Source organism: Acinetobacter pittii ANC 4050, from assembly GCF_000399685.1.
GTDB classification, from domain to species: domain Bacteria; phylum Pseudomonadota; class Gammaproteobacteria; order Pseudomonadales; family Moraxellaceae; genus Acinetobacter; species Acinetobacter pittii_E.
Genome location: NZ_KB976987.1, coordinates 3,169,177 through 3,193,013, shown reverse-complemented (window position 1 = coordinate 3,193,013; position 23,837 = coordinate 3,169,177). Strand labels below are relative to the sequence as shown.

At 38.1% G+C, this 23,837-nt stretch carries 20 protein-coding genes; 9 read left to right on the top strand and 11 right to left on the bottom strand.

Annotated elements, in window-relative coordinates; translation table 11 throughout:
* Positions 1-7: 7 nt before the first annotated feature.
* The 6 genes from F931_RS18720 to gshA all read right to left on the bottom strand — a co-directional run bounded on the left by F931_RS18720 (position 8) and on the right by gshA (position 8,805).
* Positions 8-730, bottom strand: coding sequence for an SH3 domain-containing protein (locus F931_RS18720; protein ID WP_016142729.1), 723 nt, complete (start codon positions 728-730; stop codon positions 8-10).
* Positions 727-2,673 (bottom strand): LysM peptidoglycan-binding domain-containing protein, encoded by a 1,947-nt coding sequence (locus F931_RS18715; RefSeq protein WP_016142728.1) that lies wholly within the window; start codon positions 2,671-2,673, stop codon positions 727-729. Before F931_RS18715 ends, F931_RS18720 begins: the two co-directional genes overlap by 4 nt.
* Positions 2,673-3,236 (bottom strand): hypothetical protein, encoded by a 564-nt coding sequence (locus tag F931_RS18710; RefSeq protein WP_016142727.1) that lies wholly within the window; start codon positions 3,234-3,236, stop codon positions 2,673-2,675. Before F931_RS18710 ends, F931_RS18715 begins: the two co-directional genes overlap by 1 nt.
* A complete protein-coding gene (locus tag F931_RS18705; RefSeq protein WP_016142726.1) occupies positions 3,229-6,543 on the bottom strand; it encodes a type VI secretion system Vgr family protein in 3,315 nt (1,104 codons plus the stop codon). The genes F931_RS18710 and F931_RS18705 overlap by 8 nt, the downstream gene beginning before the upstream one ends.
* Positions 6,544-6,695: 152 nt before the next feature.
* Positions 6,696-7,211: a disulfide bond formation protein B gene (locus F931_RS18700; protein WP_016142725.1), complete on the bottom strand. Its 516-nt coding sequence runs from the start codon at positions 7,209-7,211 to the stop codon at positions 6,696-6,698.
* Between the two features lie 16 nt (positions 7,212-7,227).
* Positions 7,228-8,805 carry a glutamate--cysteine ligase gene (gene gshA / locus F931_RS18695; protein WP_016142724.1) on the bottom strand — a complete coding sequence of 526 codons (1,578 nt, stop codon included), beginning with the start codon at positions 8,803-8,805 and terminating at the stop codon, positions 7,228-7,230.
* Between the two features lie 168 nt (positions 8,806-8,973).
* On the opposite strand from gshA, the gene F931_RS18690 reads away from it, so the two are divergent.
* The 5 genes from F931_RS18690 to ypnP all read left to right on the top strand — a co-directional run bounded on the left by F931_RS18690 (position 8,974) and on the right by ypnP (position 14,116).
* Positions 8,974-9,513, top strand: coding sequence for a DUF924 family protein (locus tag F931_RS18690; RefSeq protein ID WP_002121850.1), 540 nt, complete (start codon positions 8,974-8,976; stop codon positions 9,511-9,513).
* A 58-nt stretch (positions 9,514-9,571) separates the two neighbouring features.
* The gene (locus tag F931_RS18685) at positions 9,572-10,135 is read left to right on the top strand and encodes a CC0125/CC1285 family lipoprotein (protein WP_016142723.1); all 564 of its coding nucleotides are present in this window, start codon (positions 9,572-9,574) and stop codon (positions 10,133-10,135) included.
* Positions 10,136-10,148: 13 nt separating this feature from the next.
* Positions 10,149-11,459: a DUF445 domain-containing protein gene (locus F931_RS18680; protein WP_016142722.1), complete on the top strand. Its 1,311-nt coding sequence runs from the start codon at positions 10,149-10,151 to the stop codon at positions 11,457-11,459.
* Positions 11,460-11,487: 28 nt separating this feature from the next.
* Positions 11,488-12,642 (top strand): pyridoxal phosphate-dependent aminotransferase, encoded by a 1,155-nt coding sequence (gene ybdL / locus F931_RS18675; protein ID WP_016142721.1) that lies wholly within the window; start codon positions 11,488-11,490, stop codon positions 12,640-12,642.
* Between the two features lie 106 nt (positions 12,643-12,748).
* Positions 12,749-14,116, top strand: a complete 1,368-nt coding sequence (ypnP, locus tag F931_RS18670) for an MATE family efflux transporter (RefSeq protein ID WP_016142720.1) — start codon at positions 12,749-12,751, stop codon at positions 14,114-14,116.
* Between the two features lie 55 nt (positions 14,117-14,171).
* Here the strand turns inward: ypnP and F931_RS18665 are convergent, their stop codons facing one another.
* Positions 14,172-15,005, bottom strand: coding sequence for an SDR family NAD(P)-dependent oxidoreductase (locus F931_RS18665; protein ID WP_016142719.1), 834 nt, complete (start codon positions 15,003-15,005; stop codon positions 14,172-14,174).
* A gap of 197 nt (positions 15,006-15,202) precedes the next feature.
* Between F931_RS18665 and F931_RS18660 the strand changes: the two genes are divergently transcribed.
* The 3 genes from F931_RS18660 to phoR all read left to right on the top strand — a co-directional run bounded on the left by F931_RS18660 (position 15,203) and on the right by phoR (position 18,207).
* Positions 15,203-15,874, top strand: coding sequence for a TetR/AcrR family transcriptional regulator (locus F931_RS18660; protein WP_016142718.1), 672 nt, complete (start codon positions 15,203-15,205; stop codon positions 15,872-15,874).
* Between the two features lie 254 nt (positions 15,875-16,128).
* Positions 16,129-16,839 carry a phosphate regulon transcriptional regulator PhoB gene (gene phoB, locus F931_RS18655; RefSeq protein WP_000650776.1) on the top strand — a complete coding sequence of 237 codons (711 nt, stop codon included), beginning with the start codon at positions 16,129-16,131 and terminating at the stop codon, positions 16,837-16,839.
* 9 nt (positions 16,840-16,848) lie between these two features.
* Positions 16,849-18,207, top strand: a complete 1,359-nt coding sequence (gene phoR / locus F931_RS18650) for a phosphate regulon sensor histidine kinase PhoR (RefSeq protein WP_005300516.1) — start codon at positions 16,849-16,851, stop codon at positions 18,205-18,207.
* A 67-nt stretch (positions 18,208-18,274) separates the two neighbouring features.
* Here the strand turns inward: phoR and F931_RS18645 are convergent, their stop codons facing one another.
* The gene (locus tag F931_RS18645; RefSeq protein WP_025470420.1) at positions 18,275-19,471 is read right to left on the bottom strand and encodes an alpha/beta fold hydrolase; all 1,197 of its coding nucleotides are present in this window, start codon (positions 19,469-19,471) and stop codon (positions 18,275-18,277) included.
* Between the two features lie 237 nt (positions 19,472-19,708).
* Here F931_RS18645 and F931_RS18640 point away from each other — a divergent pair, with 237 nt between their 5' ends.
* Entirely contained in the window at positions 19,709-20,470 is a 762-nt protein-coding gene (locus tag F931_RS18640) for an AcfC family putative adhesin (RefSeq protein WP_016142716.1), read from the top strand.
* Between the two features lie 30 nt (positions 20,471-20,500).
* Here F931_RS18640 and F931_RS18635 read toward each other — a convergent pair whose 3' ends face one another.
* From F931_RS18635 to rhdA, 3 genes are all read right to left on the bottom strand, one after another.
* Positions 20,501-21,721, bottom strand: a complete 1,221-nt coding sequence (locus tag F931_RS18635; RefSeq protein ID WP_025470419.1) for an acetamidase/formamidase family protein — start codon at positions 21,719-21,721, stop codon at positions 20,501-20,503.
* Between the two features lie 387 nt (positions 21,722-22,108).
* Positions 22,109-22,960, bottom strand: a complete 852-nt coding sequence (gene asd / locus F931_RS18630) for an archaetidylserine decarboxylase (protein ID WP_016142714.1) — start codon at positions 22,958-22,960, stop codon at positions 22,109-22,111.
* Positions 22,957-23,805 carry a sulfurtransferase gene (gene rhdA / locus F931_RS18625; protein ID WP_025470418.1) on the bottom strand — a complete coding sequence of 283 codons (849 nt, stop codon included), beginning with the start codon at positions 23,803-23,805 and terminating at the stop codon, positions 22,957-22,959. Before rhdA ends, asd begins: the two co-directional genes overlap by 4 nt.
* Positions 23,806-23,837 lie beyond the last annotated feature (32 nt).

The window sequence follows — 23,837 nt, the reverse complement described above, 5'->3', positions numbered from 1 at the left end:
AATATTTTTAAATTTCAACCTTCCAAGCTTTATTGGAAATGACTTTTCCATTTTTTATATTTAAAACAATATTGTAAGCTGCTGCACCACCATTATTAAAAGTATTTAAAATATAAATATTATTATTTAAATAATATATTTTAAAATCAGCAAGCTCGTTCTTGTCACCATCTATACCATTTTTAGGAAAAAAGTATTGCTCTATATCATTTTTCCCAATTTCGATTTTCTTATCTTTATCCTTAATTATAATTTTATCAAGCTGTAAAAAATCATTATTAGGTAAACTACCATCAGTACCAAAGAATTTTTTATCATTAAAATACTTATATTCACCTTTAAAATTTTTATAAAGTTTAGGATCTAAAATAGCTTTTTTTGCATACACTTCTACTATTATATTTTTATCATTATAAACAGCTTTTTCTCTAGAATATTGAGATAGCTTAATAGAAGTGTAACCGCTAAAATTATTTATTCTATTTTTATAGACAAATCCAGTTACACCATTGCTTGCATTAACTAAACAAAAATTATTTGTCCCTTCATCCATCACACAAGAAACAATTTCATTATTATTTAATTTGGACGTAACTTTAGAATTTAAACTTGAATTTCCTCGTACATTAACGTACCCATCCTTATCTTGAATAAAACCAAAGTCAGCATATGAAGCTGCTGGACCAATCATTAGAAAAGTAAAAATTATAAACTTAAGTTGTTTCTTCATTTAGGATAAGTTCCTTTACTATCTCGAATATATTTGATCTTTATTTTAGGATATTGATTTTTAAATTCTGTAATTTTTTTTGCCAAATTTTCAACATCTATATTTTGTGCTCTTGTGCAACCCATAGTGACTCTCCAACCTTGTTTCTCAGCATATGGATCACTTAAACCGCTTCCCCCACCATGTACCCATCTTGCACGGCTATCTGTGGTCATAATTTTTGTAGTTCCATAGGCAGCTCCCAACTTACTATTTCGCTTTCCTCCAGCAATATATGTATAGAAACCACTAAAAGGGCCATCTGCATTTTTTTTAGATTTACTTGATACTCTACTACCAGTTTTAAAACTGTATAATTTATTACCTAAGTGATCATAAAAAACTGTATAACCGACCTTTGGTGCATCATGTGGTCCATATTCAGTATCTTGAAATGTATAAATAACAGCCATGCCATCTGTTACATCTACTTTTACAGTCTTATTATTCCCGTTTGATTGCGTTTTATTTTGTTCTATAACAGGTTTAGTTTGTTTTTTTGGCTTTACAGCTTCAGCACTTACCGGTGTTCTCAACTCTATTAAATTTGATTTACTTTTACTAGTTGTATTACTAGAACTGCCTTTAGGCTTAGCTGTATGATTTTTGGAAAATGTTATTAAATCTAAATTTATATTATCTAATCCTAAAGAACCAAAAATATCCTTTAAAGCACTATTAGATGGTTTATGTCTTAGGAATTTATGTACTCTAAGTTCTTGTCCAATGGCTATTCTATTAATATTTTTTAAATTATTATCTTTGGCAAGCTGCTCAACAGTAGTACCATTTCTTTTTGCAATACTTTCTAAAGTATCTCCTTGCTTTACTATATATTTTACATCAGAGTTTACTTTAAGTTGTTGCCCAATAGATATTTTATTTTTATCTTTTAAATTATTATCCTTGGCAAGCTGCTCGACACTAGTACCATTTCTTTTTGCAATCTTTTCTAGAGTATCGCCCTTTTTAACTACATAATTTCTAGCTGATTTTGTATTAATTAAATTCTTAAAATTATCAGGTAATAAAAGAGTAATAATCTCATCTCCAATTCTCGAATGAACTGGAGATGACTCACCATTGGAATTGGTTTTTCCAAATACTACATTTACCTCTTTCTTTTCATTTCTATTCATTGACAAATGCGTAGGTTTTTTTCTATCAGAGCTTTTAACTGTAGCTATAACATAATTTTTATTTTCAATTGCTTTACCCTCATGGTCAGTAAGTTTTAACTTTGTTTCAACTTTTTGTTTTAATAAAGTCGTTAATAAAAGTAAATTTTTCTTAAAAACTCTCTCATAAGTATCTACAGCATCTTTTCGCCATTTAAATCTCAATGCTCTTTCTTTTCCTCGGTCATCTTCATAATAACCAGGACCATCATGATGAAGCATATAAATCAATTGCCAATATTTATCATCATCAGGTTTAAAACCCCATTTTAGAGCTAAATTTTTATTAAATAAAAAAGCGACTAAAACACCATGACAACCTATATTTGCATCAAAGACATTTGTTCCGCTCATGTCTATTTCAAAACCTAGTATTGATTTTGATCTTGATTTAAAAGCATCTGCTGTTGATCTTGTATATTGAGCAAGACCTGATGCACTTGTGGTTCCAGCAGCCGCATCTGGATTGAAACCAGATTCAGCTAAACAAATTAATAGTGTATAAGCTATTTCTTGGTATTCTAAATTGAATCTAGAACATAAAGAAATAATTGTATCAACGATAATTTTGAAGGTTTCCTCATCTACATCACCAATGATTCTAGAATTACCTTTTAACTTTTTCCCTGTAGGTATAGGTAAATTTACTAATGAGGCGTCAATTATTTGCTCCTTAGTATATGCATATCCCTTTTTTGGCTTTAGTAATTGATAAATATCACCCATTATTCATTCCCATAAACTGCATTAGCTGAAATTGCTTTTCCTTTTTTACTATTTTTTAGTATTTCCTTATTTCCATTTTTAATTATATTACCTTTAAGATCTAATAGCACTGGGTTATCCCACAATGATCCTTTACTATGATCCATCATATTTATATTATTAGAAGTTGCTTGATTTAATAAAACAAAAGAACTTTTATTATTTTCAATACATGCAAAACTAACCAAGCTCCATTTTCCTTCTTCAAGATTTCCTAAAAAATCATACCCTTGTTTTTTTAATAATTTTTTTTGGCTTTCTGCCATTACTGGTATATTTATTTCTTTTTTATTATTTATATTAATTACACTATTTTTACACTCTCTGACAATACCACCACTACCTCTATCTTCAAGCCCTTTTTCAGGATCATAACAATAAGAGATTACTTTAATATTAGCTTCACCACATTTTAAATTTTGAGATTCATATTTCTCATATATAGGAGCACTTTGAGCTACTGTAGCACAACCACTTATATTAAAAATAAAAATCATCGATAAACTCATATATATTTTATTCATTTTCATCAACCTCTTCATCAAAATTTACAGGTATTTCTAAATCATCAATTGTTTCATATTCATATGTAGACTTCGGTTGATACCAGATATCTTGATGTAAATCCTCGATAATTTCTAATTTTAGCCTTTGATTATCTTCGCTAGAATATCCAGTAACTGTACTACCATTTTCATCAGTAAATCCTAGAATTTCTTTTCCACTTGGTAAAGTCATCTTATATTTTTGACCACTTATAGGATTATTATTTTTATCCTTAACATTAAAATTACCATAATACATACTTGGTAAATTTGGGAAAGAATAATTTACAATAGCACCTGCATCAAATTTATGCTGACCAGCTTTAGCATGAAATAATCTAGGTGTATTAATAAAAACTCCTTTATCTGAAATTGTTAATTGACTACCGCCAGCATTTAATACAATTTCTTTCTGTCCAATTATTTCAATCTTATCTTCAACAGACAGAATTTTAATATTTTTTCTTGAGAGCATTTCAATACCCTCTGTTTGCGCTTGTACTTTGATTGGTCCTTTAGCGGCAAACGCACTTAAACCCTTTTGTGCGGCAAACAAACTGATTTTGTCTTGTGCATGTCCAATAATATTTTTCTGTGCGCTTAAATTAATTGAACCGTTGGCACTTTCAGCAATATCTTGCGAAGCTTGTAGAATAATATTTTCAGGCGTCGTCAAAGCAATACCATTTGGCGATGCCAATAACATAAGAGCTTGTCTAAAGATCTTGCCTTGCTCTTGCTGTTTAGTATCGGAACTGCTTTCTAAACCTTGGGTATAACCTTCCATAAAGCCTTGCAAAGAACTTAATGCTTTAGAAGGTGATACTTCTAATTTACTGCCTTTACTAAACGTTCCACATACACTCATCATGTCAAAGTCTTTGGTCTCGACGTTGGCTAAGACTTTTCCAACCTCTTGAATACTTTCAAATGGATTTTTATGAATGCGGTCTTTAATACTGGCCAGTTTTCCTTTAACGATGTCGGCACCATGCTCTTCAACATTTTCAATAAATGCTTTTAAGTTTTCCACCGCATCTTTGGCATCACTAAAGAAAGAATTAAATTCGTCTACAACGCCTTTTGCATTTCCCCCTAGCGCGCCAATATCTTGAATAAAGCCACCACAGTCTTTTAAGGCGTGAATAGGATCGTTATTAATACCTTCTTTAAATAGATTTACCGTACTATCTAATGCCTGTCCTGTAGTTTTTAGCTCAAGTGACTGGATGAATTTGGGTAAGCGATTAATCACATTCAAAGCATCAGTTTGTTGCTTGGCCGCAATCTCACTGAGCATTTTCATGCTGTCATAACCTTGTGAAAGTAAGGATTGTGCTTGTGCAGCCTCTAAATGGTCTGCAATCGCTTGCTCTTGCGCATAGGTACTAATGAGCATACCTTTACCTGCACGCACAGCTCCCCAAGCATCTGTTCTAAGCTCAAAGCCTTCACCACGGCCTTGGCTCGTCGCTTGTTCTTTCGGATGGCTCAAGTTACCTAAATTCAACTGTGTTGCTGCATGGCTACTTTGGAGTTGGGTACTGATTTGCCCTGTTGTATCATCAAAGCGTAATTGGTTAAAGCCACTACCATTAACTTCTTGACTGCGTATACCACTTAGCTTTTTAGTATCAGGAAGCTGCCCTTTTACATCGAACTTGGTTGGTGAACGCTGTGCCTCGTGGATGCGCCCGGTCACAAATGGACGGTCAATATTGCCATCAAAGAAGTCAATGACTACCACTTCACCAATACGTGGTAAGAAGCGTGCTCCATAACCTTCGCCTGCCCAAGGAGTCAGTACATCTACCCAAGCCGAGTCGGTATCATTGTCATTGCTGCCTGCACCACCGTCATGCCCATGATCATCACTACGGGTAAATAGAAAACGCACCTTAATGCGCCCCCATTCATCAACATGAATGGTTTCTCCCTCTGGTCCCACGACTTTCGCTCTTTGTGGATAGGCCATTGGTCGATGCTGCTCCGGATTATATTCAGGTGCAGTTTTGATTTGACGGCGTATTAATGTCAACTCATTACCTTGGCGCTCAATATCATCGTAACCATGTTGATCCCAACGACTTTGAGTTAATAACTGGCTAACTTGCTGATGTAAATCTTTAGGTAAGTTATTTTGGTTATAGAAGTTTTTAGCAATAATTAAGAACTCTTGATCAGCCCCTTCATGCTGATCAATTTCAGGGTGTTCCTGTAGGTTAAACCAACAACCAACTTGGCTGTCACGAACGCTACTATAGGCCTTAAAATATTTAGCCTGACTCGCGTACATATTAGTAAATTGCTGATTTAATTTCTCTAGCTGATTACTACTTGAAGCAGTGGCTTGATCTTCCCCTTTTAAATCTTGCATCCAAGCTGGGCTCATGTGCCATGCTTGTTCAAGGCTCAAACTCGCTGAATCAAATTGCTCTGAATGTATGTGTGTAGTGATCACTGATCCTACACCTTCTTCATGTGCCAGTGCATCAGGTTGCCAACGCTGCACATGTACCGCAGTCGGCTGCAAAGTCCGCACCGCAACAAAACCTGTAATACTATCTTGATATTCTGTTGCACTACTTCTGTGATAGCGAATGCTGCGACGTGCTAAAGCTTGGTACTGATTATTATCATCAATAAGTCTCAGTTTTTGAGTCTGTATTGGCGCAGTGAAATGAGGTACAAAAAGTTCGGCTTCATCAATTAACCAGCTAACGCCTTCACTTCGCCATAAGCGCGTAAGAAAGTCATAGTCAGATTCATTGTGCTGCATAATAAATGGGCGAATATCATAATTCTGACTTAACCCACTAAGATCAAGACTTAAACTTGTCGCAAAAAGCTGACTTTTTTCTTGCCACTCTTTAAATAATACTTCCGTGACTTCAATAATACTTTTATTCATGAAAACACGACTATTACGGCGCTTGTGCCATAAGTTTGTCGCGTCTTTTAATGTGAGTTTATAAAGTGTTAAAGCACCATCACTTTGACCAAAACTGGCTTCTGTCACAATTCCTGTAATTCGAAATAATTGTCCTGAATCAGTGACCTGATCAACAGCAACTTGTACCCCTATAAACTGCTTTAATGCAATTTGGGCATTCGTTGAAAGACAGATCAACTCAGCTTCCAATCCCCCATTTAGCTGATGTTGGCCTTCGATACGCTGTAAAAAAACTTGGCTATTGAGTAGCTCATTAGAAAATTGCACATGGATGGCACGTTTCTGCGCACTTAACCCTATTTTTTCCAAAACATTAAATATATTGAAAAGCATTTTTTTATAATCATAAGGATATAAAACGGCTGCACTTTATAAAAAACAGAACTATCTGTCTACAAAATTATGCGTTATTTTTATATTTTCACTTATTCGAAAGTAATAAAAAAGCCCAACTTATATTGAGCTTTTCTTTAACCACTTTAAACTTACTTTTTAGCAGTCTTAAATACTGGATAAAAACGGAACAATTGCCATAAACAAACCAGTAATATCAAAAGAAAATAAACAAATGACCAAACTGGTAAAGATTGACCTAAAAAGGTCCAATCAATTGCTGCACATTCACCTGAACCTGACAATACTTCTTGTAAAACCATTTTCATTGGTAAAGCATCAATGAGGTAATTTAATCCCGGACCACAACTTGGTACTTGATCAGGTGGTAAATGTTGCAACCAGACATGACGTCCTGCCACACCTACTGACCATAAAATTGCGATGCCTGCTAAAAATGCATAAAAACGTTTCACCGCGTTGGAAACTGGGTTATGTAAAAAGGCAATTAGTGCTACAAGGCCCATCGCCATTAAGCCAACACGTTGAAAAATACAGAGCGGACATGGCTCTAAACCTTTTACATGCTCCAAATACAACGCAAAAGACATGCCGACAATACTTGCTAAAACAAGTAGTCCACTCACCAAACGGTAACTTAATCGCATGTAAAACCTCGTTTTATTATCGATATTGTTCAAGATATTGATCAAAACTGACCTGAGTATCTTGTTCAAGTTGTTCTTGCTGCTGTAAAGATTGTGCAGCCAATTGTTCAAAATGTTTCAAAGTGTCCACACTAAGCTCATGCTGTTCATAACTTTCCGCATGTAACTGAGCCATGTGGCTACCAAAACTCCAAGTTCCACCATGCTTTAACGTATCGTCAATAACATGTGCAGACAAAGTCTCATCAACTTCATCAATTCGTGCTTGCATGACCGCTAAAGCTGAACTATACAAGTCCGTTGCGTAGGTCTGATCGAGTAACTGCGCACAATCTTGCATTTTTGCAATATACAGACGTGCCCAATCTTCGATGTGATATGACCCAGTTAAATCTGTAATGGTTGCGTTCGGCGCTCGGCCTCGGTTCACCACTTCTGTCTGATTTTTCTCAACCAAGTCTTGCTCTGGACCTAACAAATCTGGGCTATCACTTAGCAAACAATAAAGTGCTAACACTTCAAGGAAGCCTGCTGTCGTTTCATCAACGCCAATTGCCGAATAGGGATTTACATCAACAGCACGTAATTCAACATAACCCACGCCTCGATTTTTCAAAGCTTGAGACGGTGTTTCACCTGCTTGAGGCACCTGTTTTGGACGTACTAGACTGTAATATTCATTCTCGATCTGTAAAACATGATCATTAATTTGCAACGGCTCACCAGAGGCATCATTTAACCCTAAACGGCTAAATGGCGGGTAAGGAGAATGAACGGCTTTTTGTAAACCATCTAGATAGCCAGTCAAATTGTTGTAATGAATACCTAAGCTTTTTTGAGCCGAGTTTTGATAACCCAATCGTCCCATACGGAGTGCAGTAGCATACGGTAAATAGTATGAACCTTTGATTAAAGGCAACAAATGATGTTTATGTCCGGTCAAGAAACAGCGACATACTGTTGGACTTGCGCCCACCAAGAACATCACTAATGGTGTTAAACGAATGAAGTTACGAATAAGCCCAAAATAACGATGGCTACGATAATCCTGCAAACTTAATGATTTTAATTGTTCGTCAGTTTCGTGAGCTTGTAGCTCAGCAAAAAGTGTATCTGGGAAAGATAAGTTGTAATGCACTCCTGAAATGGTCTGCATACGACGGCCATATCGAATTCCTAACCCACGGCGATAGAGTGTTTTAAAACGACCAATATTAGAGGTGCCGTATTGTGCTAGACGAATCCGTTCTTCATTGTCATCTAACATACATGGCATCGAAAGCGGCCAGAGTTTTTCGCCATTTTCTAAATGACGGTGTACAACCGCGTGAATATCGGTGAGCTCATGCAAAGCTTCTTCAATCGTTGGCTTAGGTGAAGTAATAAACTCCATCAACGCTTCTGAATAATCAGTCGTAATTTGTGGATGTGTTAAAGCTGAACCTAATGCCTTCGGATGTAACTCTTGTGATAAGAACCCATTACTTTGCATACGTAGGCTTTCACGCTCTATTCCACGTAACATGCCTTGTAGTAGCGACGAATCCACCCAAGCAGGAATAACTGATTGAGATGGTGTAGTGGGTTGACTCATGCATTTGCTCGCTTATTAAAGATCACTATATACAAAATCGTGAGATGATACGGCTATTTATATAATCACATCATTCCAGTTTGGCAATTTTTATCACAATCTTGTTATTTAAGACACGAAAGAATTGTGATTTTATTGAAGAATAATTGCTAAAGAGTTGTCAATATCATGAACGAACAAGACATTTTAAATTTCTGGTTTTCTCCTGAACACCGTTCACTTTGGTTTGCGAAAAGTGATGATTTTGACAAAAAAATCCGTGAAAATTTTTCTGATGTTCATCGACAGGCAACTCAAGCAGAACTCTGGTCTTGGCGAAAAACAGCAGAAGGCCGTTTAGCAGAGATTATTGTACTAGACCAATTTTCTCGCAACATCTATCGTGATCAGCCTCAATCTTTTGCCTATGACAGCTTGGCATTAGCGTTGGCACAAGAGGCAATTAGTTTGCAACTCGATGCACAACTTAATCCAGAGCAACGCTCTTTTTTATATATGCCGTTTATGCATAGTGAATCAAAATTGATTCATGAGTTTGCCTTAAAATTATTTCAACGCCTCGGCAATGAAATTAATTTAAGCTTTGAGAAAAAGCATAAAGTCATTATTGACCGTTTTGGACGCTATCCTCATCGCAATACTATTCTCGGACGTGTTTCTACTCCAGAGGAAACCGAATTTTTATTAGAACCAAACAGTAGTTTTTAAAGTTTCTTAATTTTTAATGCTGAGTCATTATTTTTTAATGCTCAGTCGGGAGTTCATCATGAAATATCTCTCTCTTTGTTTAGCTTTAGGCACTGCCTTAACCTTAACTGCATGTGCAACCACGCCAAGTAAACCAAGAACCTTTGATCAGCTTGGCCAGTTTTCAGCATATCCTTTAAATGCCCAAACGTTTCGTATTAGTTTTCAAGCCGATTCAAACATGAGTTATGGCAGAGCTGAAGAAATCACCTTGGTAAAATCTGCACAAACGACCGTACAAAAAGGTTTCCGCTTTTTTAAAGTACTCAATGACCCAAGTAATCAGAGTCAAAAACCACCACGTCAGGCTGTGATTTATCCATCTGCTCCAAGTTTTTATCCTTATGGCTATGGTCGACGCTATCCAGGTTTCTGGCATGATCCGTTCTATGATTACCCACAAGTGGTCAATATCGATCCTGTTCAAGTGTCGTATACTATTGAATGTTATCGGGATCAAAAACAGGCTCCTCAGGACGCTTTTGATGCAACCTTGATCTTGAAATCAATCGGTCAAAAATATGGATTGAGTCCGACAGGAGCGCTGTTGCCACCGCCTGAGCCGCCAGTAAAACAAAAATGAATAGGATAAATGTATGAGCATGGTAGAAGAAGTCCACCACGTGCCCAGTCTTAAACGTAGCAAATATTTTGCCACTCTAGCGCTAATTATCGTCGTTGTGCTATGGGTCGCACTGATGGTTGCCGACCGGTTTCTGCCAGAGTACACAGATTTTATTCATATTTTAATGCTGGGCGCTGAAGCAGGTGTAGTCGGTGGTTTAGCCGACTGGTACGCGATTACCGTTCTGTTTCGTAACCCATTTGGTAAGCTGCCAATTCCTAAGTTTTTACGTGACCACACCGAGATTATTCCACGCAACAAGGCACGTATTGCAGAGTCAATGGGCCGTTTTGTACAAGAAAATTTTCTTTCACCTCAAGTAGTCGAACGTAGCTTAGAAAAAACTGACTTAAGCCTCGCAATTGGTCAATGGTTAGCAAGTCCACAAAACAATACACAAGTGGTAGAGCTCATTCAGCAAACTGTGCCGAAAATTTTTGAATTTGTTAGCCAAGAACAAATTGCTAATTTTGTGCAAAATAACAGCGTGCAATGGGTACGTAATACTCAAGTTAATAAACTCGCAAGTGAAATGCTGCGTGCAGTATTGGAAAATGATTTCCACCAAGATGTATTGCAGCGAGGTCTGGATATCGCTCATGAGTGGGTAGTACAAAATCCGGATAAAACTCGTGAATTAACCAGAAAAATGTTTAAAGCGTTAGGCGTATGGTCTCTTGCAAGAGGTGCAAGCTGGATTGGTATTGACGTTCAACAACGCACCATCGACTCCTTGGTTGAAAAAGTAGAATCGATGCTGGCAGACCATGAACACCCATGGCGACAAGAAATTGAAACCATTGCTCATTCACTTATGCTTGAGCTGGCGAAACCAGAAAGCGTTGCGAGTCAGCGCCTTAACAGCGGTAAGGATGCGCTGCTAGACAGTCCGCAAGTTCTAAATTTTATTAGTGGTGCTGTCACGATTCTGTGTGATGCCATTAAAGAAGATTTAATGAAAGAAGACTCTGGCATTGCAATGAACTTAAGAGCGGCTATCCAGCAACTGGGTGAAAACCTTGTTCAGAATGTAAAAGTACGTGAAGTTCTCAACAAAGAAATGACAGGACTTGCTATGAATTTTACGGATCAATATAGCCATAAAATCATACGCTATGTGAGTGAGCGCATTCATGAATGGGATTCGCGCGAAATGATTGGGAAAATTGAAAATGAAGTCGGTGGCGACTTACACATGATCCGAGTGAATGGCGTTGTAGTCGGTGCATTTATTGGTTTGACACTCGGTGTAATTCGGGCAGTGATTGAATCAATTTTATAACTTTAAATATTTTAAAAAAGAGAACAATATGCTACAGCTAAAGTCAAAATTGGCCACTCAAGGCGTAACTATTTTTAGTACCATGACGGCACTGGCACATCGTCTAGGTGCACTCAACCTGTCACAAGGTTTTCCAGATTTTCCGGCACCACAGGCCCTGCTGGAAGCTCTATCTCAGGCAACTTTAGCTGGACATAATCAATATCCACCTGGTGACGGTATTTTCGGTTTACGGGAGCAACTCGCTTTACAATTTCAACAGCGCGATCAGCTTCAACTTGACCCTGTAACTCAAATCACGATTACGCCCGGCGCAACCATTGCAATTTTTTGTGCCATACAAGCCTGCATCACTGCAGGTGATGAAGTCATTATTTTCGACCCAAGTTATGACAGCTACGGCCCTTCTGTCGAGTTAGCAGGCGGTAAAGCAATTCATATTGCTCTGCAAGCCCCTGACTTTAGGGTGAACTGGCAACAAGTTAAAGATCTGATTAATGACAAAACCCGAATGATTGTGGTGAATACTCCTCATAATCCAACAGGGACTATCTGGGCGAAACAAGATTGGTTAGAGCTTATTGAACTGATTCGAGATAAAAATATTGTAGTTTTATCCGATGAGGTCTATGAACACCTAGTTTTTGATGGTCAGCAACACTTTAGTGCATTGCATTTTCCAGAACTCAGAGAGCGTAGTTTTGTGATTGGGTCTTTTGGAAAAACCTTTCATGTGACGGGCTGGAAAACAGGTTATTGCGTCGCCTCACCTGAGTTAATGCGTTTATTCCGCCAGATTTACCAATATGCAAATTTCTGTGGCACGACACCTTGTCAAATTGCTCTAGCGCAATACATGGAACAACATCCAGAACATATTCAAGAGCTTTCGCAGTTTTATCAAACTAAGCGAGATCGGTTTAATCAGGCGATTCACAATAGTCGTTTTTTACTAAAACCATCTCAAGGTACTTATTTTCAAAATCTCGATTACAGTCAAATTAGACCCGACTTAAACGATGTGGAAATGTGCCAATTTTTAGCTGAGCAACATAAGATCGTGGCTATTCCAGTTTCGGTTTTCTATCAGCAAGCGCCTGAGTCTTTACGTTTGATTCGATTCTGCTTTGCAAAAAATGATGAAACTCTGCAAAAAGCAGGAGAAATCTTGAATGAATGTTAATAAATTTAGCCACTTAGCACTGTAAAAATACTACAAGTCATTCGCTCCAACTATGCTAAGTTGAATATCCGCCCCGCTCATCAAAGAGATGGGCGATGGAGAATACATGCCACCAAGACAGTCTTTAATTCATCAGCAAAATCTATGGAAAGCATTTTTTGTTTTCTTATTGCCCCTCATTGCAACCAATATTTTGCAGAACTTGTCGGGAACGATTAACACCATCTTTGTTGGTCAAATGATGGGAGTAGATGCAATTGCGGCAGTTTCTGTATATTTTCCTATTTTATTCTTGCTCCTTGCTTTTATTATCGGGATATCAACGGGTACTACTGTTTTAGTGGGACAAGCGTGGGGCGCGCAAAATATAGAAAAAGTCCAAAGTGTGGTTGGCTCTACTCTGTTTATGACACTGATTGGTGGGGTAATTACCGCGATTATCGGTGTGTTTTTTGCCCATGATATTTTAGAGTTATTAGGTACAGATCCAAAGGTGATGCATCTCGCTTTACCTTATGTACAATGGATGCTGGCGGGTAGCCCGCTTCTGTTTGTATATATTATCTATACCTCAATTTTACGTGGTGTCGGCGACAGTACCACCCCTTTGCTGGCTCTTGCTTTAACCAGCGTGATCGGCGTAATTATTACACCCATTCTACTTAAAGGTTATTTTGGCTTTCCTGCTCTAGGGATTATTGCACCTGCTATAGCCTCAATTATTAGTTATATCGCCATATTAATTTTTCTTGCGATTTATCTAAATAAGAAAAATCATCCACTTCGCCCGAATCGTCAGCTTCTGCAACATATCCGTCATAATCCAGAACTGAGCAAAATCATTTTGCGCTTAGGTGTCCCAACCGGTATTCAAATGATTACCACCTCAATGGCAGGTTTGGTTATTGTTGGACTGGTCAACCGTTATGGATCACATGCTACAGCAGCGTATGGTGCAGTGAATCAGGTACTCAACTATATTCAGTTTCCTGCCTTATCCATCTCAATTGCGGCTTCAATTTTTGCAGCACAAGCGATTGGGGCCGGCAAATCAGATCTGTTAGCACGAGTAACCCGCACAGCTTTGGGAATGAACTTTTTATTTACAGGTGCTTTAATTGCACTTGGCTATCTATTTTCAAAATATTTAATGGCTTTGTTTATTACCGACCCAACTGTGGTGGTGTTAGGGCAACAACTTTTATTTATTGTACTTTGGGCAATTCTATTCTTTGGTGCGGGTGCCATTTTTGCATCGATCATGCGTGCCAGTGGAACTGTGACTGTCCCAATGCTAATCAATATCTCGGCTATTTTATTTATTGAAATTCCATGTGCTTATTGGTTTAGCTCAATATGGGGCCTTAAAGGCATCTGGGTTGCCTATGCCTTGGCATTTGTCAGTTTATGTATTATCCAAGGCCTGTATTACCAATTTATCTGGAAGAAAAAGAAGATCAAAGTTCTTATTTAGAACGATCTAAACCATATAAAAAAGCCATCAATTGATGGCTTTTTTAATTTAAATCTTATTTCATCCATTTGGTCACAATGGTTGAAGCACGTTGATATCCTGTTGGGAACAAACGCTGAAAAGCATCAAGAATTTTTGCGTCACTACCAATCAATAAACGGCGTTTATTTTTCAAAACGGCATCCAAGATTTGACATGCAGCTTCTTCTGGTGGAGTACGTAGTAACTTGTCAAAGTTTTGAATTGATTTCGTCGGGTCCATACCCAAACTACTCAAGCTATCACTCATTTTTGCCGCTTTAGCAATATTGGTGCGAATTCCCCCCGGATGTACGCACAAAGAGCTCACGCCACTTTTTTCGATATCTAGCTCTTGGCGTAATGATTCGGTAAAACCACGTACAGCAAATTTAGTTGCGTTATAACCAGATTGAGTCGGTTGAGCAGTCAGACCAAATAAGCTTGAGATGTTAATAATATGGCCATCTTGAGTCTGCTTAATGAACGGTAAAAATTCTTTAGTCCCGTAAACCACACCCCAGAAGTTAATTCCAACAATCCACTCTAAATCTTCGTAGGTCGCACCCTCAACAGTAGAACCTAACGCGACACCAGCATTGTTAAAAATCAGGTTAACAGAACCGTGATCTTGTACAGTTTCTTGTGCCCACTGCTTTACCGCTTCGCGATCAGACACATCAAGTTTTTTGGTGGTAACAGTAATATCACTGTACGGTTTTAAAAGCTCGACAGTTTGTTGTAATCCTTTTTCATTAATATCACTCAACGAAAGATGGCAGCCCTGTTTTGCCAAAAGAATTGCTAGCTGTTGCCCAATGCCAGAACCTGCGCCCGTAATTGCAGCGACTTTGTTTTTAAAATTTTTCATTGTCCATCCTTTGTTTTTCGATATTTGCACAACCGGTTCATTGCATGTGCAGTTCAGACATCTTCAATATAATTTTGACAATACACATTGTCAATATAGTACACTGTAATTTCAGATAGAATGGCACAATTCTTCTGAGCGCTTTATCATAGTGAGCATATTTGGCCAAAACCTATAAATTAGGAAACGACTTATTTATGACGACTAACGACTCAACCAGTAAAAAGAAAACAAAAAGTGTGAGTAAAGAACGTCAGTTCAAAGGATTATCTCTATCTGAACGTAAAGAGGCACGCCGAGAAAAACTGATTGAAGCAGGCATTGCGACCTACGGAACGCTCGGTTTTTTTTCAGTGACGGTAAAAGATGTCTGCCAAGAGGCAAAACTCACAGAACGTTATTTTTATGAATCATTTAAGAAGAGTGAAGATTTATTCCAAACCATCTTTTTAAAAATGATTGAAGAATTACAGCAAAATCTGATGCAAGCCGTGATTAAAGCTGCACCCGATCCAGAAAAAATGGTTGATGCAGGTTTAAGAGCACTGCTGACTACCTTAAAAGATGACCCAAGATTAGCTCGCATCGTCTATGTCGATGCAGTTCTGGTACAAGAATTACATAATCAAGCCACCATTCAAGAAACACTTGCGCAATTTGATCGCATGATTCAGGCCTTCGTTATGCTGACTATGCCCCAAATTCAACACCATGAAAATGAGCTTTCTTTAATCGCAACTGGTTTGAATGGATATGTCACTCAAATTGCGATTCGATGGGTCATGGGAGGGTTTGAGCAGTCCCTTGAGCAGGTTTTGACCGCATGCCGTATCGTTTTCTTATCTTTATTAGCTCAAGTTTCAAAATAATATTAAAGTTTTTTGACAGCTATAAATGGGACAAACCAGTTAAACCTTTAATATAGTAACTTATTGAATGATTTTAAGAATTCTCTAAATTATATGTCATAATTTGGTCATACCTTTGCCTTGGTTTTGTCACAAATTATTGCTAAATTCAATTTTATAGACTTTTCTGCAATGAAATTGTCATAATTAATCTTTGTAATAAGCCTGTCATAACTACAAAACGGTTCACCGTTAAATCTATAGGATATTGCGTTGTGAAAGATGACTACATTTTAATTGTCGATGATGAGCTTCCTATTCGCGAAATGATCCATACTTCTTTGGACATGGCAGGCTTTCAATGTTTACAGGCAGAAGATGCCAAACAAGCTCATCAAATTATCGTCGACCAACGTCCGGCGCTTATCTTGCTTGATTGGATGTTACCTGGAGGCGTAAGCGGTGTCGATTTATGTCGCCGCTTAAAACGCGATGAGAACTTAGCAGAAATTCCAGTGATTATGCTCACCGCTCGCGGAGAAGAAGACCACAAAGTACAAGGTCTTGACGCGGGTGCAGATGACTACATGACTAAGCCTTTTTCAACACGTGAACTGGTTTCACGTATTAAGGCAGTCCTGCGTCGTGCTAATGCATTAAGTGGTGAAAAAACAATTGATGCCAATGGTTTAATTCTTGATCCTGTAAGCCAGCGTGTTAGCTTTGGTAACAGTATTTTAGATATGGGTCCAACTGAATATCGCTTACTTGCATTTTTTATGACCCATCCGGAGCGTGCATATACGCGTGCCCAGTTGCTCGATCAGGTATGGGGCGGTAATGTATATATTGAAGACCGCACTATCGATGTGCATATCCGTCGTTTGCGTAAAGTACTAGAACCTTTTGGTGTTGACCGATTTGTTCAGACCGTACGTGGAACTGGCTACCGTTTCTCTACACGTGCAGATTTAGCCGCAGGTTAACCAAGATTTATGTATGAACCCTACCCCGTCCCTGAACAGGTACGTGAACAAAAGCTTTCTCGCTACAGTAGTTTATGGACGTTTGCCAAACAAGATTTACGGCTTTTATTATTTTTTCTAATCATTGCCGGTTTAGTCGGTTTAGGCGTCGGGTATTTCTGGAGTTGTATTTTTATCGCCTTCGTGGTGTTTTTTACACTCCAGTTGCGTTCTTTATATCTGGTCAATGACTGGATTGCGAATAAACCTTATGACGTTCCTCCAAATCTTAATGGGATTTGGGGGGCATTATTATTTAACGTCTACCGTGCTCAGCGCCAAGAACGAATTGTTCAGGCCGAAATGGTTGGTTTAATTGACCGAGCACAGTCTTCATTAGTTGCGCTTGCTGAAGCGGTTGTACTCATTGATGACCAACATCAAATCGAATGGTGGAACCCTGCTGCGGAACGTTTGTTAGGAATCAGTCCTCTCGACCGCGGCCGAAATCTATTAACGATCTTACGTCAGCCGACCTTTATTGAATATTTTAACAATATTGATCAGGCACCCGATGGGATTAAGCTTCACTCAAATTTTGATGATGACCGATATGTACAGGTTAAACTCACAAGATTTGGTGGAGAAAGTCGCTTATTGGTGGCTTACGATGTGACTCGTATGCACAACCTTGAACAAATGCGTAAAGACTTCGTCGATAATATTTCTCATGAACTTCGTACACCATTAACTGTACTGAGTGGTTATATCGAGACATTTACCGATCAGGAAGATATTAGTCCGCGCTGGAAACGTGCGTTTGATCAGATGCAGTCACAAACCAAGCGTATGAATGCTTTGGTGAATGACTTACTACTATTATCGAATTTAGAAAATAATAAAAAAATTGCAAAGAATCAGATTATTGAAATGCCGAGTTTAATGAGTCAACTCTTTGACGATGCTCAGGCCTACAATGCCGATTATGGACACACGCTCAATTTACATATTGATAGCCACTGCGACTTGATTGGTTCTGACATGGAAATTGCTAGTGCATTTAGTAACTTAATTACCAATGCTATCAAGTACACACCTAAAGGTGGAACCATTACCATTGGCTGGCACGACGATGGTGAACATGCATACTTTAGTGTACAAGACACAGGTATTGGTATTAACCCTAAGCATTTGCCACGTCTGACTGAGCGCTTCTACCGCGTAGACAGCGATCGTAGTCGTCAAACAGGTGGAACTGGTTTAGGCCTTGCGATTGTAAAACACGTATTAATGCAACACGGCGCGTATTTAGACGTGCAGTCTAAAGAAAACGAAGGGTCAACCTTTACCGCAGTTTTTCCAAAAGAAAGACTCTATAACATGACCTAAAGTTGCCCCCGCATATATAAAAAGCCGACTGATGAAAAGTCGGCTTTTTTGTAGTATTTAAGCTAAGTTACTTAAAATTCGAACAATAAGATTTCGTCTGATTTTTTTCTATTACATTTAAAAAGTGAGTGGCAAACGTATTGCTCTGACGTAATGCATCGCGGTGATCTCCGCCATCAATTGTTTGATAGATAGTTGGTTTTTTTAATTTACATAACTGTTGGTAATAAGCTGATGTCCCTCTAGGGTCGACTAAATGATCTTTAGAACCTTGAACAATCATTAACGGTACAGTAGGCACCATATTTTCAATGGACTGTTGTTTTAGATAAGTCAAAAGAGGTTTTAAGTCTGCATCAGGTCGAAATATGCTCGAAGGCGATTTCTTCAAATCAGATTGGAGTTCAGATAAACAGCGGCTACGTGCTTGAGTCAGCACCGTGTTCATTTCTGGGCTAACTAAATTTTCAGGAACAATACTTGGCTCCGCTGCTTGCGCTCCCAACAATACAATCGGGAAAAATGCGGCTACACTAGGTTCTGGGTTTGGATGACTCAGCACATATTCTGCAATGCCTTCATATTGATAACCACCCGGAGCAAGTGCAATCGCTCCTTTTAAATCTAATTCGGGAGCATCTTTCTGACCATAAGCCGCCACTGTAATTGCCGCAGCTCCACCTTGACTATGCCCCATCACCAACCACTGTTTATTAAAATCTTTAGGCTTAAGCACATGTAATGCCCGCACAGCATCGACCACCGTATGTAGCTGGCTCTTTGCATTCATATAAGGATGTGCACCTAAAGTACCTAAGCCTTGATAATCAGGTGCGACAACTGCATAACCACGTGCCAACCAACTATCTAAAGCTTTTGAAGCAATTTCTTGATATGCATGAACTGGTCCACCAACATAATCACCCGAAGGTGCACAGGTATCAGCAACTCCTGTCGTGCCATGTGCCCAAGCAAGTATAGGCCAGCCATTTTTTGGAGGTGTGCCTTTCGGTAATAAAATAAAAGCCGATGCCACGATGGGTTCGTTCTGAATACCTCGACTACGATAATTGACTAACAAACGTTGATCGGCATGAGGAAATAAATCCGTCACTTTTTGTTGTTCTATAGAGAGTATTGAACCCGGCTTTTCACTCACAATTTGCTTACTTAAATTTGTAATTGGAGCTGCCATAGCAGAGCCAGACATTAAACAAACACTGCTAAATAAAATTTTAAGAAAGGAATTACTTTTTCTAATCAAGGGATTACTCCTCTATTATTAATATTACATCTATTTAAATGATTAATTTATAAAATATAAATTACCATAAAATTATCTATATTTATATTCAATCACTAAACACTTTGAATATCATTGCTGAAATTTGATAGAAAATCTTTTAAGAATATCTAGTATAAATATAGTTGCAAAAAATTAATCCCATTTAAATAATAAAAAATATATGCTGATATTTTCTTAATTACGATAGTGATTAAAATGTCAAAACAATATAAATTTATACCGTACCTGATTTGTCTTATTCTCGGTTCTCTACCTATCCATAGCTTTGCAGACATACAAGTCTATGGTCCTGGTGGGCCAGCCCCAGCAATGAAAGAAGCTGCCAAACAATTCTCCAAAAAAACGGGGATAGCAGTCCATGTGACTTCTGGCCCAACTTCTCAATGGTCTGATAAAGCGAAATTAGATGCCGATGTTATCTATAGTGGTTCCGAAGCGATGATGTCTGATTTTGAAAATGCTTTTTCTGAACAAATTATAAAAGACTCGGTAGAACCTTTATATTTACGTCCCGCAGCGATTTTAGTGAGAAAAGGAAATCCTAAAAATATTAAAGGATTTAAGGATCTCGCTAAACCCGGTGTTAAAGTTTTAGTTACGCATGGTGCAGGTCAAGTCGGTATGTGGGAGGATATTGCGGGTAGAACCAGAAATATTCAATTAACAAAATCTTTTCGAAAAAATATTGTCACCTACGCTGCCAACACAGGTATTGCCAAGAAAAATTGGGAAGAAAATAGCAGCTACGATGCTTGGCTAGTCTTTAATATTTGGGGAATTAGTAACCCAGACGTAGGGCAAATTATCCCTATCGAGCCAGAGCTGGTTGTCTATCGCGATACAGGTGTAGCATTAACAAAACATAGTTTAAAAGATGCTGAAGCGAAACGTTTTGTAGAGTTCTTATCGTCTCAGCAAGGTAATATTATTTTCAAAAAATATGGTTGGACTAAATAACTTAAAAGGGAGCCTAGCTCCCTTTTTTAACTATTTACTTTCAAATTCTTTAAAATCAGCTTTTCTGATTTTTGCATGAATGCCTTTGGTTTTATCTACAACTTGTGAAACTTCAAAATCAGTTGCGGCACTTAAATACGCATAAGCCGTTGCTTCATCAATACCGTATTCTTGGTTTAAGAAACGAATGGCTTCACGTGTAGACTTTTTCATCGCTTCATCTAAATCTTCATCAAGACCCGGCGTAATCCAAAACTCAGCATTTTCAGCTAAAGGTTGTTTTAGCTCTTTGCCTGGTATTTTGTCCTTACCGGCTTTGAGTAAGGTAAATTTCAGCGTGGCTCGGGCTGAAGCTTCGAGTGCAGTTAATGCGACTTCACCATCCCCTTGCGCGAAATGGCTATCACCCGTATAGAATAATGCGCCTTTGACCTGAACAGGATAATAGGCTGTTGAACCTGCACCTAATTCATTAATATCAATATTTCCACCGTACATTGCAGGGGGTACAGAGTGAACAGGTTCAGAAGTATTGGCTGCTACCCCCATGATTCCCATAAAAGGATACAGCGGGAAACGTATTGATTTACCCGATTCTGTTTTTAATACACCTTCGTACTCACCTTTAGCATTTTTTTCAATTGGTGTGAAAATTGAGACATTTCCATAGCGTTCAGGGTACTCAGCCGATGCATTTTCTTGCTTTGCTTTTTTTGGAAATTCCCCCACTAAAGCACCTTTACCATGTCGATTTGAAATAACACCGTAAGGTACACGTGGCTCAACTTTAAGTACTTCAACTTTCAAAATATCACCGGGCTGTGCGCCTTCAATTGCAACAGGACCTGTCACAATATGTGGCCCATCTTTATGAAAATCATGCTTTAAATTTGATTGCGTAATTGTTTTTGCATCTTCCAAGATTTCATTAGATTTTACACCCTTCGATTGAAAGAACTTTTCAGCATTACGCCCTTGGTCTTCAAGCAAACCTTCATGAGAAACCGTATCAAATGTCACAACACTACCCGACGGAACAGTAAGCACGGGTTTTGCATCTCGATTTGGTAAATAGCCCCATGTGATGGTGTTTAAAGTAGATGGAACATAATAATTCCCTTTATATTCGCCACTTTGAAGTTGAATAGGTTGTTTTGAAATTTGATTTAAAACTTTAAAATCATTGGCATGAGTGAGTGAAATACAAAGTACAGATAAAACCGAAGCTGTCAGACGTTTAACTTTTAACATGATTTCAGAACCTAAAAAAATATGAAAATTACTATAAGGTCCTGAATAATTAGCAAGCATTGTGCCAAAGCTAAAGATGCGCAATATCTAACAAGGTTTTTTGAGTTTATAAAAATTAAATAATTTTTTATATTTAATCACTTATCTTTAAATAAAATTAAAATTACGACTTAAGTCTAACTTAAATATTTCTCTATATTCTTCTTTATTAATTTTTAATTATATTAATATTTTTGCTCTCTTCAGATACATATTTATAGACTAGCTTATATAACGTACTCATTTAGATCACTTAATAATAATTATATTTCCATATAATATAAATAAAAATAAACCCTGAATAATTAAATTCAGGGCTTATTTGTATTATACAGGCTATAAAAGTGATTAAACTGTATGTCCCATGCGCTCGCCCATTACCACTACAGATTCAGCTTTAAAACGTTGTTCCCATTCGATCTTATCTTTTTCAAATAAAATAACCGCAGTAGAACCTAAATAAAAACGTCCAAGCTCAGCACCTTTTTCTAGCTTTAACTGATGATGCTGTAATTCGATACGACCTGAAGGTTTCACTTTACCTGTTGCCACAGTTTCAATACCGGCAACAATCATTGCACCCACTAAAACAACCGCCATACGGCCAAGCTCAGTATCAAACAAACATACCATACGTTCATTACGAGCAAATAAACCCGGTACATTTTCCGCAGTGACCTGATTTACCGAAAATAGCTCGCCGGGTACATATAACGTTTCTGTTAATGTACCTGCAAACGGCATATGCACACGATGATAATCACGCGGCGATAAATAAACTGTTGCGAACTCACCATCTTGGAATGGTTGAGCAAGCTGTGGATCACCAATGAGTTTCTCTACAGAGAAACTTTGGCCTTTCGCTTGAAATACTTCACCCGCAGTGATCTTACCAATTTGGGAAATTGCGCCATCCGCTGGAGACACAATACTATCTGCATTTTCATCAACTAAACGTACACCTTCTTTTAATGCGCGGGTAAAAAAGTCATTAAAAGATTTATATTTCAATGCATTGCCTTGTTCAGCGATTGATAAATCAATCCCATATTTGGTTTTAAATGCATGAATAACAGCGGCTTTCACAACTGGATTTTCACTCGCCGCCACTTTACCTACCACACGGCTCAATTGATGCTGTGGTACAAGATTTTGTGCCTTAATAAATAATTCTTTTTTTAATCGAGATGTGAAACTCACGACGGTGATTCTCCAGTAATAATAGGACTATCGAGGCGATTGCCCCATTCACTCCACGCACCATCATAGGCTTTTGCTTCCCAGCCCAAGAGTCTAGCCAGAATATAGGCCAAACCGGAACGGTGATGTGACTGGCAGTACACAACTACAGGTTGATGTAAATCAAACCCCAGTTGTTCAAGGCGCTGCCGCGTGCGTTCAAGCGGATGCAATTTTAGATGATTTTCACGATTAAGTGCAGTACTCCATTCAAAATGGAGAGCATTTGGAATGTGACCGCCGCGTCGCGCTGCTAAACGGACACCACTATATTCATCACTCGTGCGGCAATCCCACAATTGCACATTTTCTTGCTCAACTTGTTTGCGCAGCTCTTCATAGTTCACTCGGAACTGAGCAGCATGCGATAAATCAATCTGAATTAAGTCTGCAACAGGAGAAACTTTTTCGACTTCTGCTGTGGTTGGTAGTCCTGCTCCTAACCATGCATGGATACCGCCATTAATTAAACTGGTACGGGTGAATCCTAAGCAATGCAAATTCCAGATTAAACGCCCAGCCCATGCTCCGCCTTCATCGTCATAGACCACAACATGATGATGAGGTGAAATATTCAATTTTTCAATCAGTGCTTGTAAGCCCGCTTCATCCGGCAAAACACCAGTAGCTTCTTCATGTTGAGCTACCAACCATTTTGGTTGTAAGTGAATGGCATGTGGAACATGAAGTTGTTCATAAACCGATGCACGGCTCAAATCTACAACGCGAATAAATTCATTGCCTAAATAAGGCACTAACTCTTCTGCTTCTATTAATAAATCGAGTTTAAAATCAGGGAGGGTCATCGTCATGGTTTCTTTTTATACCAGCTTAATTT

Bases quoted from the DNA above. Each gene is read 5' to 3' on its own strand.
- ybdL (WP_016142721.1), top strand. From the start codon at position 11,488: ATGCTACAGCTAAAGTCAAAATTGGCCACTCAAGGCGTAACTATTTTT.
- F931_RS18700 (WP_016142725.1), bottom strand. From the start codon at position 7,211: ATGCGATTAAGTTACCGTTTGGTGAGTGGACTACTTGTTTTAGCAAGT.
- F931_RS18685 (WP_016142723.1), top strand. From the start codon at position 9,572: ATGAAATATCTCTCTCTTTGTTTAGCTTTAGGCACTGCCTTAACCTTA.
- F931_RS18715 (WP_016142728.1), bottom strand. From the start codon at position 2,673: ATGGGTGATATTTATCAATTACTAAAGCCAAAAAAGGGATATGCATAT.
- F931_RS18660 (WP_016142718.1), top strand. From the start codon at position 15,203: ATGACGACTAACGACTCAACCAGTAAAAAGAAAACAAAAAGTGTGAGT.
- F931_RS18705 (WP_016142726.1), bottom strand. From the start codon at position 6,543: ATGCTTTTCAATATATTTAATGTTTTGGAAAAAATAGGGTTAAGTGCG.
- F931_RS18680 (WP_016142722.1), top strand. From the start codon at position 10,149: ATGAGCATGGTAGAAGAAGTCCACCACGTGCCCAGTCTTAAACGTAGC.
- F931_RS18665 (WP_016142719.1), bottom strand. From the start codon at position 15,005: ATGAAAAATTTTAAAAACAAAGTCGCTGCAATTACGGGCGCAGGTTCT.
- F931_RS18720 (WP_016142729.1), bottom strand. From the start codon at position 730: ATGAAGAAACAACTTAAGTTTATAATTTTTACTTTTCTAATGATTGGT.
- gshA (WP_016142724.1), bottom strand. From the start codon at position 8,805: ATGAGTCAACCCACTACACCATCTCAATCAGTTATTCCTGCTTGGGTG.
- rhdA (WP_025470418.1), bottom strand. From the start codon at position 23,805: ATGACCCTCCCTGATTTTAAACTCGATTTATTAATAGAAGCAGAAGAG.
- ypnP (WP_016142720.1), top strand. From the start codon at position 12,749: ATGCCACCAAGACAGTCTTTAATTCATCAGCAAAATCTATGGAAAGCA.
- F931_RS18640 (WP_016142716.1), top strand. From the start codon at position 19,709: ATGTCAAAACAATATAAATTTATACCGTACCTGATTTGTCTTATTCTC.
- F931_RS18690 (WP_002121850.1), top strand. From the start codon at position 8,974: ATGAACGAACAAGACATTTTAAATTTCTGGTTTTCTCCTGAACACCGT.
- phoR (WP_005300516.1), top strand. From the start codon at position 16,849: ATGTATGAACCCTACCCCGTCCCTGAACAGGTACGTGAACAAAAGCTT.
- F931_RS18635 (WP_025470419.1), bottom strand. From the start codon at position 21,721: ATGTTAAAAGTTAAACGTCTGACAGCTTCGGTTTTATCTGTACTTTGT.
- F931_RS18710 (WP_016142727.1), bottom strand. From the start codon at position 3,236: ATGAATAAAATATATATGAGTTTATCGATGATTTTTATTTTTAATATA.